The organism is Haloarcula marismortui ATCC 43049 (assembly GCF_000011085.1).
Taxonomy (GTDB): domain Archaea; phylum Halobacteriota; class Halobacteria; order Halobacteriales; family Haloarculaceae; genus Haloarcula; species Haloarcula marismortui.
Genome location: NC_006396.1, coordinates 1,406,200 through 1,423,274, shown reverse-complemented (window position 1 = coordinate 1,423,274; position 17,075 = coordinate 1,406,200). Strand labels below are relative to the sequence as shown.

Genomic DNA, 17,075 nt, shown 5'->3' with positions numbered 1-17,075 from the left:
GCACTGTGAATATCAAGGCCATAGCAACTGTGGCGCAATCGTTAATATCGCCATAAAATATCAAAAATCATATACGAATGTGCCTGCTCTCAATAGCCTTTCCACTGTCCGGACGGTGCGATGGCAGAGTACACTGTGCAGACACGCTGAGCTCGCGGCGGCGGGCTATCCCGCGTCATATCCCCGGCAACTCGGGCGGTGCAGGCGGCATGTGATGGGGTCGTTCAGACACCTCGTATCGCAACGTTCCTTTAGCGGCAGGATGTAGCCTCTGTTGATGCGAATCCTTCGGGTCGCGCCGTGGATCTACCCTGACACCAAGGGAGGGGGCGACTACCATGTCCATGCGATGTCGCGAGACCAGGCCAGAATGGGGCATGACGTGACTGTGCTCACAACGCGAGAGGATGAGTCGTTGCCGAGACTTGAGGAAACAAATGGATACACCGTGCTCCGGGTCTCTCCGGGTGTGCCCCTGCTCGGGAACGACGTCTCGCCCGCGGTGGCGCGGTACCTCTGGCACGCGGATAGCGACGACTTCGACGTGATGCACGCGCACTCGCACTGCTACTTCGTGACGAACCTCGCGGCGTTGAAGCGACGGCTTGGCGATATTCCCCTGGCGATCACGAATCACGGCCTGTACAGTCAGAACGCGCCGGAGCGCCTGTTCTCGCTGTACCTGAAGACGCTCGGGCGGTGGACGTTCAATCAGGCTGACGTGGTGTTCTGTTACACCGACGTGGACAGCCAGCGCGTGCGGGATCTGGGCGTGACCTCCCGGATCGAGGTGGTTGCGAACGGAATCGACACGGAGCGGTTCACGCCGGAGGGCCCTGAGAGTGATTTGATCAACGCGGAGGGGCCGGTCGTGTTGTTCGTCGGGCGCTTTGCGGAGGGAAAGCGGCCGTGGCTCGCGGTCGAGGCGTTCGCGGAGGTGCTTGCGGAATATCCGGACGCGGAGCTATACCTGTGTGGGGACGGGGCGTTACGCGAGGACCTAGAGTCGCAGGTGGCCGAGTTGGGGATTGAGGAGGCGGTGACGTTCCTCGGACACGTGCCTTATGACGAGATGCCGAATGTGTACCGGAGCGGGGACGTGCTGGTGTTGCCGAGCCGGGCTGAGGGAGTGCCGCGGACGGTGTTGGAAGCGATGGCGAGTAGCACGGCTATCGTCACGAGTCAGCTTGAGCAGATCGATGACATCGTGAAGACGGGTGGTCTAACGGTAGAACCTACTACGGGAGAAGCATTAACCAAAGCTATCATTTCGCTTCTTGACGAAACAGCGGGTACTGAAAATCGAGTGGTCAGAAATCACCGATGGAAGTCGACAGTCGAAGTAACAACTGATCATCTGAGTACGATCATCAATCAACATCAACAGTAAAGTGGTAGTATGCCTTGTTCGTTAAGAACGACTTAGTTACTTATGGACGTTGTCTTCGTTACATTAGTTGATTTGACAGGGACATCAGGACAGAATGTATACTCTCGGAATGTCGCGAGTGCACTTGCGGGTCATAAAAACGTCTCGCTCACCCTAATCTGCCCAGACCCAAAAAGAAAACTACCAAACGAGCTGAATCTAGCCTGTGAACGCGTTATCACCCTTCCAGAGAAATCATCTAGATCCCTTTTGTGGCATACTTCTATACAGAAAGAATTGTATTACCAATTAAACAGTATTTTGTGCTCTGAGGACACAGACCTCCTCCTCTCAACTCTTCGGCCATCGTTACTAGTCCCCCCATATCTAGCTCGTCGACATCATGTCCGATATCGGATTCTGATTGAAGGAAACATCAGCAACGAAGTAGATACTATCTCAAGTCTCCCATTCGCTTCAATGGTTTCCGATTTGGTTTCTATCTGGAACATTCGCACCGCTGAGCGGTGTTATGCGGTGAATCGCGATGTTAAAGAATGGGTCTCATCGTTACCGTTCAGCAAACCGCAGATCGAAATTCTACCACACGGTGTCGACGTTCCAGAGTTACTTCGTCAATCAGGACAGTCAATTGAATCCACCTCTGAACACGCATTTATACTGTGTTATGTAGGGAGCTTCAAGGATTATCATTGCCTTCTGCCCCTGATTCAGGCAATCTCACGGCTCCGTGAGGATAATTATGATGTTGGATTATCTCTTGTTGGAACCGGACCAGAACTCAATTCAATTCGGAAAACAGTGGAGCAACATGGAATCAGTTCGGCTACAACTTTCCACGGATTCGTGGATCCCTCGAAAGTTCCAGAATATATCTGTTTGGCCGACGCTTCTTACGGTGTTATTGATCCGGAACGCACAGGTAGTCCAATGAAAGTGTATGAATACCTTGCAAATGGAACGCCCGTTATTGCCACAGCAGATGATGAGTTTGACTTTATCAAAAGCGAAAAGGTAGGTGTGTTAATTGAAGAACCTACGACTGAAGCTGTAGCAGGTGCGATAAAAGCAATTTACAATATTCCGGAATCTAAACGTTCAGAGATATATGACCGCGTGCGAAGTGTAGGGTATAAACACGGACATACATGGGCTGAGTTCGCAAACCGAGTCATCACAGAGTAAGTCTTTGTGTAGTCGCCTATTTGTCGCCCAGATCCCGCTTTCTCTTGGGACACAAGTTGCGGTGGGCTAAAGTAACTATACCATCACCATTTGGGGAGCCCCAAGAAATCCTTCGGTAACACTCATTGCCTACATACCCACAAACCACGCAAAGACTGTGTTTAAAAACTACGACGAACCCACCTGTCCCATTTACTCTGTTGAATCCGCAGAAGGCGTTGGGATCAGGTCTTTATATTTAGTTCAGTGTCGCTGGCGTGAGAACCCAGAGATGGAATCTTGACAGCCAGACTAAAGATCGAGATCGCCAGGTGGATCGATCCAAGTCTTTGATGATGAAGAAGGGAAGTATCTATGATTTCAGATATTGGACCCCCGTGCTGTCATCGGATTCAACAGAGCAGTCTAACCTAATTCAGCGAGCCATGTGAGCTTCTCCATGACCCTCTCGCTCTCAGTAACTATTGTTTTGATTCACTCGACAAATATAACCATGGATTGATAGTATCCCTGGTTAACTTTCAATCCAAAAGTAAGAAAGTACATTTATTGATTGCTATCTCTCAGATACACCAATAAGCCATAGAATGTAAGATATTGTCTCTCAACCAAATACAGACACTTTATAACCGTGTATTAATGATTACTACCTATGAGGGATGAACTTAGAAAACTCTCTAACTCTATAAGAGACGAAGGAATAACCAAAACAGCTGGGTTGGCAGCCCGTCAATTACACCAAGACATAAAAAATAGAAGCAGTAGTACTATCAGACGGCTAGTGCAAGAAACTGTTTTTAGGTATAATTATGGGGTAGGAACAGAAGTAATTAAAGAGGACTGGGACAATTTAATTATCTTAGACGCCTGTCGGTACGATGATTTTAAAGAATTCTGTAGACTAGAGGGTAAACTAGAGAGTCGAATTTCACTCGGGACTGATAGTCCTCAATTTTTATTAAGGAACTTTGGTGGGAGAAAAATACATGACACAGTATATATCACAGCTAATCCCCACTATAAGAAATTACCAGAAGAAACGTTTCATGCGATTGTGGATGAACCAATTTCTAATTGGGATACAAAATTACAGTGTGTAAAGCCTTCTGACGTCACAGAAGCGGCTCTAAGGGCTTATAGAGAATATCCCAACAAACGGCTTATCATACACTATATGCAGCCTCACGATCCACCGTTAGGTGAAACAGGGGAAGAATTGAGAGAAATAATCGATTTTAAAGGACCTTCACCGATAGGGATGAAAAATGACAAATCTGGCATGCGAATTATGAACGCAGTCAAAAGTGGGTTGATACCCGTGGAAGATGCGCGTGAGGCTTATCGTGAGACATTATTAATCGCTTTGGATGAAGTTCAAACGCTTTTGGATGATGTTGGTGGAAAATCAATCATAACTTCAGATCACGGAGAAATGTTTGGCGAAAAGCCGTACCCATTAATTAGTCAAATGTACGAACACGGAGGACTACCAGCAAAAGAGTTGAACAAAGTCCCTTGGTTTATTACTGATGGGCATAGCGATCGTAGAACGATTGTTTCAGAACCCCCTAAAAAAGCACAAATTACAAGAGATGATGACAAAAATATCACGGATCAGTTGGAGGCCCTTGGATACAAGTAAATTTAAATTATGTATCCTAACAAAATCTCAACATATAATTATCAGTTAATATTTGTGTCTTTTGGACTAATAATTTCTAATGTTCTATTTCTATTCCCTTTTGCTGAAGTCGCTGGCTATAAATTAAGCCTATTCCACCTCTTTGCTCCGATCTATATCGTATTCAGCATAATTTTTTTCACACAATCAAAAAAGATTATTATGGGTCGGAGTCTGCTAATATATTTATCTGCTTATTCAATAGTTCTATTTTTAATTGTATCCATCGAGATAGTCACAGGTAGGCTAAATTATAGTGAGATTCTGAAGCAATCTCTCGTAGTTGGATTTATTTTCTGCTTAGCACCATTTTTGAGATCAGTGGATTATGAATATACGTTATTTATTATTTCTACTTCGGCTTTACCAGTATTATTTGCTGATTTACTTTCTATACTGGGAGTTATAAGACCTGGAGCCACTTCAGTAAGTGTAATTCCATTCTTACAATTAGGAATGATTGGTGTTCCAGTTAGCTTTGGGACTCATGGTACCGTCCTTGCTACTAGCTTCTTTGCCAGTCTTGGACTATTAGCAGCTAAAAAAACTAATTACATCTATTATACTATTTGTTTTGCTACAATCATGTTTATATTAATATCACAGTCTAGATCAAGTATATTGGCCATAATATTACCATTGGTACTGGGTGCTTTTATTTTCTCAACTACATATAAGCGATTAATTTCCTTATTGACGGGTGTCTGTATTATTTCTTCTCTAATGATATACCTTATAATCGGACGTCTATCTACTGTTATTGCCAGATTAAATCAATACGAGCAGGCGTTATTAGTTATTATTGATCACCCATACGTAGGTTTAGGTTGGGACAAATTTTTTATACAGTATGGCACACATCTACATAATACGCCATTGAATTACTTCGTAGCGAGCGGACTTCTAACTGGGCTAGTCTTCACCCTATGCCTTATTTATCCACTTTATACCATTTTGAATTACAAGAATATTGGGAGAAAGCAAAACAAACATATAATTTATATTCATCTAGCCATGTACAGTTCTGTAATAATCGAACTTTTATTTTATCCCCAATTCCCAAGTATTCATATGCTTATATTTGGTTCTATCTGTTGTGCCTTCGCAGAGCAACAGTCCTCAAACAAAATGAGTGGTCTCTATCATTCATGAATACCGGCTCAATATCTGGTATCGTGTTTGAACAAGTGATTTTATGCGAAGGGCTGTGTTGAATCGCCATACAGCAGCGATGTAGGCCACTAAATCTGAGGAGTTGAAGCGAAAAGATTCAGTTGCCTGTGACACAGATCTCCCACCTCATCAGGAGGTTGTACCGGTTACCCAAAGAGTCACTGACGATAGAGGTGAATCCGCCGCCCCGGACGGTGGGAGAGATTTGCCGACTACACACTCGTTTCTCTCCACTGTGTCGGATTTGCCTCGATACGTCGTATCGCATAACGATCGACCTGCTCAGAGGGATACGATAAATAATGGGGAGGATCGGTCACACTGAGGCCGATCCTCCCCGCGCCGTCCACGTTGTGTAAGACGTTCGATTGGATCAGCATGAACGTGTGTCGAGTGCTGCTGCGCCGGTCGACGCAGCTGTACGATCTTTCCAAACACGCCGCGATCGACGTCACGTTAAGCGATCGCTCACCAGCCAGCCGCCACTACTGCCAGCGAATCAGCTACCGCGATCAGAAGCTTAAAGTCACGAACCTGGTCGATAAAACGTCGCAGGCCGTCCTTGACCCTTACTTGCCTTGTTGAACGCAAGACAGCTCGGGGTAGGGTCGGTAACTCACGGTTTCACGGCGTTAAAGCACGGTTCTTACACTCAGAAGATGTAGTAGCTGCCGCTGGCGGTGGTCGTCAAAGGGTCAAAACTATTGTAGCTTACTCCCATGATCAAATGACGACGGCGATGCCTCTCCCAAATATGTCCGGAGAAGGGGGAGCAGGCGGCGAGCCCTAACTCGCCGCCTGCGTTAGGTTATGTATGATGCACTTCCGCGTGAGCTCCCGGAACTGGCCGTGCCAGCTCCGGGAGCGTAGCTTCTCGCCGTCGTCTTCCTTCAACTGCGAGAAGCCGGTTTCACTCATTCAGCGCTGGTTGTAGTCCTCATTCATCCGGGCGTTGTGAGCCTTCTGTAGCGGTGTTTGCTCTCTGTGCTTGATCAGTGGTCGCGTTGAGTTGGAGCGACACTCCTCACGGAGATCGCTCCAGGAGTAGTTCGCGTCAGCAGACAACACGCGCAGGTCTTCCGCGTTCCGGCGGAAGACCTGCATCCCAATATGACCGTCCCACGCCTTCTGCGTCGTGAAATGAACGTCCTTGATCGCTAGCGAATTCACGTCGATCAAGATCGTCGTCTTCATCGAATGGAACGAGTAATTTGCGCGATCGCGGTAGTGGTAGCTGGTTTGATCGCGTTGAAAGCCGCTTGCGTCAATTGCAGCTTCACCACTCCAGCCCGCCTGCTCCGCGCTTCGTCGGAGCAGGCGGCGGAGTTCACGCATTCGGTACTTGTTTTCCTACCGACAAAACGAACTGTAGTGCGGTGCGTCGTCGAGATCAAACACGGCGTGGATGACATAACGGTTCTCGTAGGTGGACCAGTTTCACTTCAGCGAACCTATCGCAAACACGACCTCGACCTCAGATACGAATGACATAGAATTCCGACAGTGTCGAACCTGTACTTTGTTATATAACACGTTGGACTACCCGTTTCTTAAACTGTTCTAGTAATCCGACGCAGAAACTGAAAACGAGTAGCTCAAACCGTTCGCCTTTGTATGGAACTAGCCTGTTTGAAAACTGGTACAGAGCTCCCGGTGAATTTATTTCTTTGGGATATAAATTAGGAGCATGTGTAAAGATGATCTAGTTTCAGTGGTAATGCCGACATATAACGAGTCCGATTATATACGTGAAGCGATAAGTAGTATTTTAAATCAGTCATACGCCAATCTCGAACTTATTATAGTTGATGGAGGTTCAACGGATGGAACTATAGATAAAATTAATAAACTAGATAGCAATAAAATAAATTTAATAGTTGAACAAAAGCGGCAGGGGATCTCCAGTGCTTTGAATAAAGGCATAAGAGAAGCCAATGGAGAGTATGTTGCTAGAATGGATGCCGATGATATATCTCTTCCTGAGCGAATCAGCTGCCAAATCTCTATTATCAATCAAAAGCCAGAAATAAAATTGGTGTCCTCTTGGTACCGATTTATTGGACGCGATAGTGAACATATTTGTGAAAACAAATTTGACCCAAATCGTTCCTATAGTCCTCATGATATTATAAAAAAAGGACAAGATTTCGCGCATGGATCAGTTATGATGTCTAAAGAAGCGATAGAATCCGTGGGAAGGTACCGGGAACAATTCGATACTGCCGAGGATCTAGATCTTTGGCTAAGACTATCCGAACGATACGGTGAAGATAGTTTCCATATAATTCCAAAGGTACTCTATGAACACCGACTTTCAGGAGACAAAATGGCCCGGCGTACTCGTCAACGGGTTGTTTCACAGTATGCTAAAGACGCACATTATAAGAGAAAAAGGGGAGAACCGGAGCCGATAGATGAAGTAGCAAAGAAATCAAATTCAATTTCCAATAAAAAACTCACAAAGAACGAGAGAGATTCCATGTACTATTACTTAGTTGGTGATGCTTATTTCCGGGCCAACAAGAGTAATGCGGCCCGGCATAATTTTATAAAATCCATAAAAAAGCGGCCATTTAATATATATCCCCTGTATAAAATTTTTCTCACCTTTATTGATAGAGAGTCACAAGACAAAGTTCAAAATATAGCTTACAAAATAGCTAACATTAAAACTAAAATACGAACAGCACTTTCAATATAAAATAAGAACAAAATAAAACAAATAATATATATATATATATATATAAAAAGACTAGGATAAACGCAGAGTATAACCCATGATCACTGATTTATAAAACTGGTTAGTTGGTTGTCTGCTTGCCGATAACGTGTCATCGAAACGGTAAGCAGACAATGAAATTCACGAGTACCAGCCCTTGATTTTCCCATTAATCTGCTCCGTTGAACCCGCAGAATGCATCGGGATCGAGTTACTCTGTACCCTTCTCAGGGACGCTGTTGGGAGCGCTCAGAGAAAGAATCTCAGTAGAGAGTGAGGATTTAGATCATTAGTGAATTGATAACCCCCTGACGACGCAGAATGAGACGATCGGTTCTCTGTAGATCGTAACCCCCATGCTGTCATCGGATTCAATAGGACAGGGATCACTATTCATTAGGACCAGGATCACCGTTCACCTTTAGCTGAGGCAGACAATTATACCCTATAGATTCTGATAAAATCCTTAGAGAGCTGCCTGTTCGCCTTGTCGTTCCATGAGATGAAGGATCTCACGAAGTTGCAGATTATCCGGCTTACTGAGAAGGCGATCCATCTAGCACGCCGAAATGTTTCTTCGATCAACGCTTAAAGTGGTTAAATCGTCGATGATCGAGAGGAACGAGTTCATTAGCTGAACACCAATTAACCGAGTGAGAAATCCTTGCCGGCGAGGATTTCTCGCCCGTTCACGCTGAACGGATCCCAGCCGTAGCTGATCCCGTGTTTGTCGGGGTGAGCGTAGACTTGACTTTTAAAGTCCGCGCGCTTTTCGACCAATCGTTTCCCGCCGCGCACTCTTGCGCAGCCCATTCGGAGTTCTTCGGACGCAACGTCGGTACTTCCCAACCAGCGTAATCAGCTGAATTGAATCGCTGAATTAACCACACGAAAGTGTCTGGATCTGGATGTGTTCACTATCCCCGATCCAGACGGGTTCCTTTCGGCGTCAGATGTAAAAGACGTAGCGGAAGAGGTCATTACGTCCCTTCCCTTGCCGGGTGTCGGGGGGAGTCCCCTCGACCCCGGCGACATCTGGCTTGTCGTTATCATGGCCTGTGTCAATCAGAACTCGATTTGGGATACCTGCAACGACACCAACGGAACACCGTGCGACGACACTGTTCTGACGTGGCTGCATACACTCAACCGTCAGCGGCTTGAGTTCGTCGCAAACCTTCTGCTCGGACGCCTTGCGATGACGATTCTCGACCCTGACCGGTCGAGAACCGTCTCCATCGACTTCATCGATAACCCATATCACGGCAATCACTACGCCAACGAAGTGCCGTGTTGAATAGCGGTCTAATCAGTTGATATCACGGAGTAGAAGGACGAAGCCGAGGAAATCGACTCTACCTATGGAGATCGACATCCTCGACTTCGTTGAGCAGTGTCGGCGTCTAGTCAAACAAGCGTTAGGGAAGCACGCGGGCGAGCCCGCCAGCGGCGCGTTCGCCCGCTGGGTCCACGTCGTCTTGCACTGTTTCCGGGTCGAAGAAGAGCACAGCTACCGTGAAACGCCGAATCGGCTGGAATACATGGCTGAACTCCGTGAGATTTTTGATCTTGATCAGGACGAACTTCCGGACTACACAACAATCTACAAGTCTTTCGACCGGCTGAAAATGTGGGTCTGGCGGGCGTTGCTGCGCGTTTCAGCGCAGCAACACCCGCAGTCTGGACACGTAGCACTCGACAGCACGTTCTTCGACCGCCGTATCTCTTCATCGTACTACCGCCAACGCTCCGGAAACAGCGTTCAGACGCTGAAAGTGACGACATTAACGGATGTGGAGTCACTTGCTGTACTTGACGTACACATCTCTGCACGGTGGCAACACGACACCAAGACTGGACCGCAGGTCGGCCGGCGGAACGCGGACGACCTGCTGTCTGTCGCCGCTGACAACGGTTTCCAAGACTGGAACACCGAGTACGAGATCGCTGCACTAGATATCGACTATCTGGTTCACTACCGTGGTTCGTCACTGAACGCCACCGCGAATAACACCCTCATCCGGTCAAAAGTCTACTCTCAGCGCTGGATGGCCGAAACCTCGTATTCGACAATCAAGCGCTCGCTCGGCGACGCCGTGCGAGCGCTTGGCTGGTATCGGCAGTTCCGTGAAATCGTTCTCATGTTCGCCATCTCAAACATAGAACCGCTTTGTGAGCCTCTATAGCCGTGACTCAGCATCTATTCAACAGAGCAGTAAATCGGCTTTCTGAATTCAATGACGAACGGTAGGTCGACGTCGATCAACACCAAAATATTATGACTACATGATATTTGAAAGGGTAGACTCAAAAAATAGAATTTGATACTGAAATTTATTGTCGGTTCGGGTGCTGTTCCTCGTTCTATAGATTCTAATTCGGAATAGTTGCTGACGCGATTGGTACAAGTAATTTCGGGCATCATTCGTCTTTAGCTAATACTCACAGTTATACTGTTAGACCGTGATTTTCGATCGAATTTCGCCCATACACCACACCAAAACGCCGAAAGCTACCGATGTTATCATTGTTTATCGCAGGATTTCATGGGAAAAAGCACCTCAACCGACGGAATTGATCCTGCTAATATTCATAGTTATAATTGTATCTCCAAGAATTACTTCTGGTGTTAGCTAAAGACGAATGTTTCGGGCATTAACCACTCACAGAGTGCTCTGCCTTATCCCTCATCTTATATAAAAACCTGTTTGCGAAAATTCGACAGCTTGATATGAGCCTAAGGGTTATATCGCGGGCAGGACTTAAATAACAACTCATGAAAGATATCTACTTTGATGTTGATTGGACTAAAAACAAAAAATTTGTGAATAAAATAAAAAGGCAAACACCATCCGGTAATCCCACCTGGGGAAACATCCAAGCTGTCGACGATATTGAAATGGCAGATTATCATGTCATATTTAATTACCCAACAATAAAACTTGGAGACACACAAAGTCTCATTTTCAGCATGGAACCACCGAACAACCCACAAATTTCAGACTGGAAAAAATTAGATGTTGATCAGTCATTTCCAATCTCTGAGTTTTATTTCCCGCAATACTGGAAGATTAATAAATCATACACTGAATTGAAAAACATTAGTCCACCAGAGAAAACAAAGGATCTATCTTGGATTACCTCCAACAAGGGCCAGAGAGTAAATAAACTCTATCGAGTATTGAGATGGTTTATTTGGAAGCTAGGATACAAAAATCATGAGACCAAACAAATTTTAAGGGGACCGCTCGATGGACATTTGCTTCGGATGAGATTTTTAGACTGGTTGGCCAAAACTGGAATAGATTTTGACCTGTACGGAAGGGGAAATTTCAATTTAGATCAATATAGGGGAGAAATAAAAGACAAATGGTCGGGGTTATCCCAATATCGTTATACGCTTGCAATAGAGAATTATAAAGGAAAAAATTACTTCTCTGAAAAAATTTCAGATGCACTGTTGGCTTGGACAATGCCAATATATTGGGGATGTACAAATCTTAGCGACTTCTTGCCAGAGGATAGTTACATCCGAATTGATATTGAAGATCCATCAGCCCCGAAAAAAATCAGTGATATAGTCCAAAGTAATATCCGTGAGAAGAATATTGATGCAATCGCCGAAGCGCGAGAGCGTATATTAGATAGATATCAAGTGTGGCCAACTGTTCAGAATGCTATTGAAAATCATAAAATACAGACAAAATAATGGTTAAAATAGAAATAAAAGGAGGGCTAGGTAATCAGCTATTTCAGTATGCTGTAGCGAGGAGACTGTCTTTGAACACGAATTCAAACTTAATTCTAGACATATCTAACTATAGAGGTCCTAATTCCGATCACAGCCGCTGTTTTCATCTTAATAAATTTAATATATCGGGTGAAGTTACGTTTGATACTTCATGTATAGAAAAAAGTAAAAAAAGACTGATAGAAAATACCGGAAGCTATTCTCCACTTTTAGGACTGCGTGTGTTTAACATATATATTGAAAATCATCCATTTAAATTAGATGACAGATTTTTCGATCTTCCAGGTAATACCTATTTAAAGGGATATTGGCAAAGCCATAAATATTTCGCCGATATATCCAAAACAATCAAAAAAGATTTAATACACAGAACTCCGCTAAAAAGAAGAAACAATCAATTATATAGATCAATTCTCGAATCCAATTCGGTAAGCCTACATATTCGCCGTGGAGATTATGAAGATCTTGGTAAACAACTTTCAGTAGATTACTACGTACGGGCCATCTCTAAGATACAATCTATGGTAGAAAAACCACACTTCTTTATTTTCTCTGATGATAAGAAGTACGTGAGAAATTGCTTTCTAGAAAGAATTAATAAATTATTTCCACGTATAGAATATACGATAGTTGATGGGAATACGTCCGACCCAACCAAGGACCTTCGTCTGATGAGAGAGTGCGATCACAATATCATAGCCAATAGTACCTTTAGTTGGTGGGGTGCTTGGTTGAATGAAAAAGATGACAATATCGTATTAGCTCCAGGAACCTGGCACTCACACTGTATTGACGATATTGATGTCATTCCCAGTTCATGGAAAAGTATAAGTGTTAGCTAATTGATATAGTTGTTTCGATAGGTATCCAGCCTCCCGAAAGCGCCGATTGTAAGGAAATAGCGAGCCGAGATGACGTAACGAGACGAAACACACCTCCACCAACAAGTAGGCCGAGAAAGGAACACTTATTTGATTTTTTTATTACGCTCGTTCCTCCGTCTTCTGTCAAGTTGTGTTAGGATAAGTTGATCCCATCCGAAAGGGAAAGACCTGAGCCACTCATCAGCAGTTTCAGCGTCGGCACTACTGAAACAATATAAGAAACTGGTAGTTCGGCGTGTTATATCACGAACGACACGTTCGCCGCTGTTCCGATACATGTTGTTCTTATCTGAAATCGAGGTCGTGTTTGCGACAGGCTCGTTGGAGTGGCGTTGACCCATCTACGGAAACAGCTTCATCATCTGTGTGATATTTACCGCGGAAAGTAGCGAAAAATCGATTTACGAGAGCGTCATCTGTTGTTGGCTCAAGCTGTACATGGAGCAAATCGTTTGTTTCCGGATCGACAGCAGCGTACAGCCAATATTTATCATTCCTTAGTCGAATCACAGTTTTATTGACCGCAACGTGATTTGTACTCCGCCCTGACTCTCGCTGTAGATCGGTCTTATGAACTCAGTTTTGATCAGTGGATCGAGCCCGATTAACACTAAACATCTCGAGAAGCTAAACAGCATTCGAAATCAACAAACCTGCTAAATACTACAGCTGAATACTGAGCTTTATCAACAGCTGGGGTGTTGCTTCTCGCTTAACAACCTCTAATAGTGTCTAGGGAAATTTTTTACCGATAGAGACGCTGGTATTTGTAATGGGTCGGCTCGACGATATCACGCTCGAAGAGCTCTACGATCTCAAGGATCAGATCGACGAAGGGAAGCCGCGAGAACGTGTTCTCGCGGCGATCGGGCGCAAGAAGGGCGATCAACTGGATACACTGGCTGACCGCCACGGTGTTGTCGAGAAAACGATTCGCAACTGGCTCGATCGGTTCGAGGAAGAACCGATCGGGCAAGCACCTTACGACGCTCCTCGACCAGGAGGTCCAGCGAAAATTGAGGGGGAAGATCGTGAGCAACTGTTCGAACAGTTGCAACAGTTGCCGACCGAACTCGGATACGACCAGCAAGCGTGGTCAGCGAAACTTTTGCTTCATTACGTCAAAGAGGAATACGGCGTCGAATACCACGAAACCTACGCGTAGACTTGTTGGAAGAGGCCGGGCTGTCCTTGCGGACAGCACGGCCTCAACACTATGAAGCCGACCCTGAAGAGAAAGCCGAGTTTCAGGAGACAGTCGAAAAAACGACCCGAACTAACCGAGAAAACTGTCGTTGTTGTCGATCAGTTCACCAAGCACGTCGGAACTGTTCAGCGACGTGGCTTCTACCCAATTGGCTCAAACCCGACAATAGAGGTTGCAACGTCGTGGGATTCAGTGACGGTGCTGGGCGCTGTCACCGACAACGGTGACAGCTTCTTCTGCTGGACAGAAGAGAACCTCACGCGAAATCATGGAATTCGGCTGTTGGAGGCGTTAAAAGACCGGTTCGGTGAAGAGTTAGTGGTGTTCCTCGACCGAGCGGGCTACTTCTACGCGAGGGATCTCTGGGAGCACGTGAGTGGTGAGCGCGAGACCGAAACTGTCGGAGACAGTTCGGTCTCGTGCGTGCGTGGGGACGATCTCGAAGTCTGGTACTTCCCGTCAAAACTCCCCGAATTGAACGCCGTCGAAGGATGTTGGGACCAGCTGCAAGAGTGGTTCAAGTATCGACTCGTCCCTGATATCTCGTCGCTGAAGGACTACATCTCCCGAGGTGTGAACGCAATCAGCGAACCCAGCGTTTGGCCATATCTTACCGGTAAAGATTCGACCTAAACACTATAAGACGATCTCGTATAGATATCGCTGAGGCGGGTGTTTTCAGGCACAAATTACTTTGAAAACACACTGTCTCACCTCCTAATCCCTATCTGAACACCACGGTATACTATTTGGGTTTGTTTCGCCCGGTTAGTTTCCTCGTTACTACGCTTCTATCCCCCTCTTACTACTTGATCAACATAATATTCAAAATTAATACCTGAGAAAAATAATAGTTACTGAAAGACCAATCTGTACTTCCATCGTTTAGATCCCTGAGTGTCGGCCCTCGGTATTTATCAAATTGGACAGAAGTAGCACCACCTGAAAAAAGGTGGTGATGCCAGATGTCCATTGAACTCGTGGGTTGACTATAGGTTGGCCGTCACTGAGCCTTATAAATATTGAACAACAGTCTGATCCACGCACCTCACTTCTCGAAGCTCTTTTCAAACCACTCGATCGTCCGTTCAAGGCCATCCTCGAACGATGTCGTCGCTTCCCAGTCAAATCGCTCTTTCGCTTGTGAGGTGTCCAGCTTCCGCCGGGGCTGCCCGTCAGGTTTGGAGGTATCCCACTCAATTTCGCCCTCGAATCCGGTCAGATCAGCGATCTTCTCGACGAGATCCTGAATGGATGTCTCTATGCCACTGCCAAGATTTATAGGGTCGGATTCGTCGTAGCGCTCGGTCGCAGTAAGGATCCCGTCGGCGGCATCTTTCACGTAGAGAAACTCTCTGGTCGGCTCACCAGTCCCCCAAGCAGTGATAGCGTTCTCGCCACGCCGATTGGCCTCAACACACTTTCGGATGATCGCGGGGATCACGTGTGAAGTCTCCAGATCGAAGTCGTCGCGGGGCCCGTACAGATTTACTGGCATGAGATAAATGCTGTTGAAGTCGTATTGCTTGCGGTAGGCCCGCGACTGGGTCAACAGCGCCTTCTTGGCGATCCCGTAAGGCGCGTTGGTCTCCTCGGGGTAGCCTTCGAACAGATCTCTTTCGCTGAAGGGGACAGGCGTGTGCTTGGGGTACGAGCAGATCGTCCCGAGGATGGTGAACTTCTCGACCCCGAACTGACGAGCCTGTTCGATTAGCTCGATCCCCATAATGGCGTTCTCGTAAAAATACTTCCCTGGGTTCTTCCGATTAGCACCGATCCCGCCGACCGTCGCTGCCAAGTGGATCACAACGTCTGGATTAGAGTCGACCAGAGCCCGCTTGATTTCTTGTCGATTCCGTAGGTCGTACTCGTCACTTCGCGGGACGAAAATATTGACATCTTCACTTCGTCGTTCGAGTTCATCGATGAGGTGGCTGCCAAGGAAACCAGCTCCGCCAGTAATCATCACCGACTTCCCGTCCCAGTAATCCGCAGTTTTGCGATGCCAGTCAGTCATCGCCAGTCGACCCGTCCGAACCACTTCTCTTTGTTCGCGGCGTACCACTCAATCGTGTGCCGTGCACCCTCGCGCCAAGACACCTCGGGTTCCCAGCCAGTCTCCTCGTGGAGCTTCTCGTAGCCGACCAGTAGTTCTTCAACGTCGCTGTCGCCGGGCCGATACCGGTCGTCCCGCTGGACGATCTCGGGATCCTCCCAGTAGCCTTCTTCACTACCGACTTCCAGCAACAACTCCGTCCAGTCGCGCATCGAGATGTTTTCGCCGTAGCCGTAGACGTACTCCTCGCCGGGACTACCCTCTAGTGCCACGTGCATGTGACCTCGGACGCCGTCGGAAACGTAGCACATGTCGCGCCTGGGTGTGAGGTTCCCCAGTTCGACGATGCCACGCTCCAGCGCCTGCGTAACGATCGTACCGGTGATGTATCGGGGGTTCTGTCGCGGTCCGTAGTTGTTGAACATCCGCGTAGTCACGCCGGGGAGGCCGTAGGCGTCGTGGTAATTCATCGTGAGGAAGTCGGCCGCCAGTTTCGAGGTTGCGTAGACTGACGTCGGGTTCACGGGTGACCGCTCGCTGAGGAGTACTCGACCGTCGGAGTCGTATTCATGCTTGTCTTCCATCTGTCCATCTACGTTGCCGTACTCCTCGGAGGTGCCAGCAGTGTCGAACTTAGCGATGTCCAGATCGAGATCGACGACCGTCTGGAGGAGATTGAGAGTTCCCACGACGTTCGTGTCGATCGTCTCGTAGGGACGATCCCAAGACTCGCCAACGTGTGCTTGTGCAGCGAGGTGAAACACGATCGTGTCCGAGTATTCCGTCAGGTGCTTCATTGCCTGTTCAACAGAGTGCTTGTCACGGAGATCTCCCCGGTGGATCGTAATCTCGTCGCGGAGGTGTCGGATGTTCTGTAACTCTCCGCTGGATGTGGCACGAACGAATACGTGGACATCGGCTCCGAATTCCACGAGCTGTTCCGTGAGATGAGACCCAACGAATCCGTCTGCTCCGGTCACGAATACCGGACGCTCTGCGAACCGCGACTTGAGATTCATTACTATTGGT

General features: G+C 46.8%; 12 protein-coding genes and 5 pseudogenes. 13 read left to right on the top strand and 4 right to left on the bottom strand.

The window, feature by feature from the left end:
• Positions 1-277 precede the first annotated feature (277 nt).
• The 5 genes and pseudogenes from RR_RS11055 to RR_RS22815 all read left to right on the top strand — a co-directional run.
• Positions 278-1,390 (top strand): glycosyltransferase family 4 protein, encoded by a 1,113-nt coding sequence (locus RR_RS11055; protein WP_011223731.1) that lies wholly within the window; start codon positions 278-280, stop codon positions 1,388-1,390.
• A gap of 459 nt (positions 1,391-1,849) precedes the next feature.
• The gene (locus tag RR_RS22425) at positions 1,850-2,575 is read left to right on the top strand and encodes a glycosyltransferase (protein ID WP_079890987.1); all 726 of its coding nucleotides are present in this window, start codon (positions 1,850-1,852) and stop codon (positions 2,573-2,575) included.
• A gap of 652 nt (positions 2,576-3,227) precedes the next feature.
• On the top strand, positions 3,228-4,217 hold the full coding sequence (locus RR_RS22055; RefSeq protein WP_137440608.1) for a hypothetical protein: 990 nt from the start codon (positions 3,228-3,230) through the stop codon (positions 4,215-4,217).
• Positions 4,218-4,577: 360 nt separating this feature from the next.
• Positions 4,578-5,408, top strand: coding sequence for an O-antigen ligase family protein (locus RR_RS22050; RefSeq protein WP_137440607.1), 831 nt, complete (start codon positions 4,578-4,580; stop codon positions 5,406-5,408).
• Positions 5,409-5,536: 128 nt separating this feature from the next.
• A pseudogene (locus RR_RS22815) lies at positions 5,537-5,996 on the top strand (IS5/IS1182 family transposase); the annotation flags it as partial.
• 219 nt (positions 5,997-6,215) lie between these two features.
• On the opposite strand, the pseudogene RR_RS11040 reads toward RR_RS22815, so the two are convergent.
• Positions 6,216-6,827, bottom strand: a pseudogene (locus tag RR_RS11040) (IS5 family transposase); the annotation flags it as partial.
• 289 nt (positions 6,828-7,116) lie between these two features.
• On the opposite strand from RR_RS11040, the gene RR_RS21505 reads away from it, so the two are divergent.
• The 5 genes and pseudogenes from RR_RS21505 to RR_RS21490 all read left to right on the top strand — a co-directional run bounded on the left by RR_RS21505 (position 7,117) and on the right by RR_RS21490 (position 12,741).
• On the top strand, positions 7,117-8,130 hold the full coding sequence (locus RR_RS21505) for a glycosyltransferase family 2 protein (protein ID WP_079890986.1): 1,014 nt from the start codon (positions 7,117-7,119) through the stop codon (positions 8,128-8,130).
• A gap of 928 nt (positions 8,131-9,058) precedes the next feature.
• Positions 9,059-9,433 (top strand): annotated as a pseudogene (locus RR_RS11030) (ISH3 family transposase); the annotation flags it as partial.
• A 76-nt stretch (positions 9,434-9,509) separates the two neighbouring features.
• Complete coding sequence (locus RR_RS11025) at positions 9,510-10,334, top strand: IS5-like element ISHma9 family transposase (protein ID WP_011223724.1); 825 nt, start codon at positions 9,510-9,512, stop codon at positions 10,332-10,334.
• A gap of 590 nt (positions 10,335-10,924) precedes the next feature.
• Entirely contained in the window at positions 10,925-11,857 is a 933-nt protein-coding gene (locus RR_RS21495) for a glycosyltransferase family 10 domain-containing protein (RefSeq protein ID WP_011223723.1), read from the top strand.
• A complete protein-coding gene (locus tag RR_RS21490) occupies positions 11,857-12,741 on the top strand; it encodes an alpha-1,2-fucosyltransferase (RefSeq protein ID WP_079890985.1) in 885 nt (294 codons plus the stop codon). The genes RR_RS21495 and RR_RS21490 overlap by 1 nt, the downstream gene beginning before the upstream one ends.
• Positions 12,742-12,866: 125 nt before the next feature.
• On the opposite strand, the pseudogene RR_RS21485 reads toward RR_RS21490, so the two are convergent.
• A pseudogene (locus RR_RS21485) lies at positions 12,867-13,509 on the bottom strand (DDE-type integrase/transposase/recombinase); the annotation flags it as partial.
• 46 nt (positions 13,510-13,555) lie between these two features.
• Between RR_RS21485 and RR_RS11020 the strand changes: the two are divergent.
• The 3 genes and pseudogenes from RR_RS11020 (at position 13,556) to RR_RS11015 (ending at position 14,623) form a co-directional block, all read left to right on the top strand.
• Positions 13,556-13,948 carry a helix-turn-helix domain-containing protein gene (locus RR_RS11020; RefSeq protein ID WP_011223722.1) on the top strand — a complete coding sequence of 131 codons (393 nt, stop codon included), beginning with the start codon at positions 13,556-13,558 and terminating at the stop codon, positions 13,946-13,948.
• A 2-nt stretch (positions 13,949-13,950) separates the two neighbouring features.
• Positions 13,951-13,998: pseudogene (locus RR_RS23130) on the top strand (hypothetical protein); the annotation flags it as partial.
• A gap of 1 nt (position 13,999) precedes the next feature.
• Complete coding sequence (locus tag RR_RS11015) at positions 14,000-14,623, top strand: transposase (protein ID WP_011223721.1); 624 nt, start codon at positions 14,000-14,002, stop codon at positions 14,621-14,623.
• A 415-nt stretch (positions 14,624-15,038) separates the two neighbouring features.
• On the opposite strand, the gene RR_RS11010 is transcribed toward RR_RS11015, so the two are convergent.
• Together RR_RS11010 and RR_RS11005 are read right to left on the bottom strand one after the other, a co-directional pair.
• On the bottom strand, positions 15,039-16,007 hold the full coding sequence (locus tag RR_RS11010; protein WP_011223720.1) for a GDP-L-fucose synthase family protein: 969 nt from the start codon (positions 16,005-16,007) through the stop codon (positions 15,039-15,041).
• Entirely contained in the window at positions 16,004-17,065 is a 1,062-nt protein-coding gene (locus RR_RS11005) for a GDP-mannose 4,6-dehydratase (protein ID WP_011223719.1), read from the bottom strand. Before RR_RS11005 ends, RR_RS11010 begins: the two co-directional genes overlap by 4 nt.
• Positions 17,066-17,075 lie beyond the last annotated feature (10 nt).

Coding starts and splice junctions, on each gene's coding strand:
- RR_RS11015 (WP_011223721.1), top strand. CDS start 14,000: ATGAAGCCGACCCTGAAGAGAAAGCCGAGTTTCAGGAGACAGTCGAAA.
- RR_RS11055 (WP_011223731.1), top strand. CDS start 278: ATGCGAATCCTTCGGGTCGCGCCGTGGATCTACCCTGACACCAAGGGA.
- RR_RS21505 (WP_079890986.1), top strand. CDS start 7,117: ATGTGTAAAGATGATCTAGTTTCAGTGGTAATGCCGACATATAACGAG.
- RR_RS11005 (WP_011223719.1), bottom strand. CDS start 17,065: ATGAATCTCAAGTCGCGGTTCGCAGAGCGTCCGGTATTCGTGACCGGA.
- RR_RS11010 (WP_011223720.1), bottom strand. CDS start 16,007: ATGACTGACTGGCATCGCAAAACTGCGGATTACTGGGACGGGAAGTCG.
- RR_RS22425 (WP_079890987.1), top strand. CDS start 1,850: ATGGTTTCCGATTTGGTTTCTATCTGGAACATTCGCACCGCTGAGCGG.
- RR_RS21495 (WP_011223723.1), top strand. CDS start 10,925: ATGAAAGATATCTACTTTGATGTTGATTGGACTAAAAACAAAAAATTT.
- RR_RS11020 (WP_011223722.1), top strand. CDS start 13,556: ATGGGTCGGCTCGACGATATCACGCTCGAAGAGCTCTACGATCTCAAG.
- RR_RS21490 (WP_079890985.1), top strand. CDS start 11,857: ATGGTTAAAATAGAAATAAAAGGAGGGCTAGGTAATCAGCTATTTCAG.
- RR_RS11025 (WP_011223724.1), top strand. CDS start 9,510: ATGGAGATCGACATCCTCGACTTCGTTGAGCAGTGTCGGCGTCTAGTC.
- RR_RS22055 (WP_137440608.1), top strand. CDS start 3,228: ATGAGGGATGAACTTAGAAAACTCTCTAACTCTATAAGAGACGAAGGA.